The organism is Streptomyces hilarionis (genome assembly GCF_024539675.1).
Taxonomy (GTDB): domain Bacteria; phylum Actinomycetota; class Actinomycetes; order Streptomycetales; family Streptomycetaceae; genus Streptomyces; species Streptomyces hilarionis.
The window spans coordinates 1-300 of the sequence record NZ_JAHHIT010000639.1; the positions used below are offsets into that span (position 1 = coordinate 1).

General features: G+C 52.7%; 1 protein-coding gene. It reads left to right on the plus strand.

The window, feature by feature from the left end:
- Positions 1–75 precede the first annotated feature (75 nt).
- On the plus strand, positions 76–300 hold a 225-nt coding region (locus KMS84_RS44405; RefSeq protein ID WP_256921537.1), incomplete at its 3' end, for a hypothetical protein.

Genomic DNA, 300 nt, shown 5'->3' on the forward strand with positions numbered 1-300 from the left:
GACTTCGCCATGCACCAAGTTATCAGCGCCGCTTACTACCGACCTGGATTCGCCAAGAGCGCTTGCGCATGGTAAATGATTGACGGCATTGGCATTGAGCAATGGCTGTCCACTCATCTCGAATGGTCAGACGTCGCAAGCCTTGGTCTTTCTCTGATCTGGCTTATCGACGAAGACGAAAACGCTCTTGCGAACCGTCGCATCATCCCGGCGGAGGATGGAAGCTCCACAATCGTGCCGTTACTGGTCTGTAGCGATGACATGAATTTTGACTGTATCGTCTTGGTCGCAGAGCAGGTA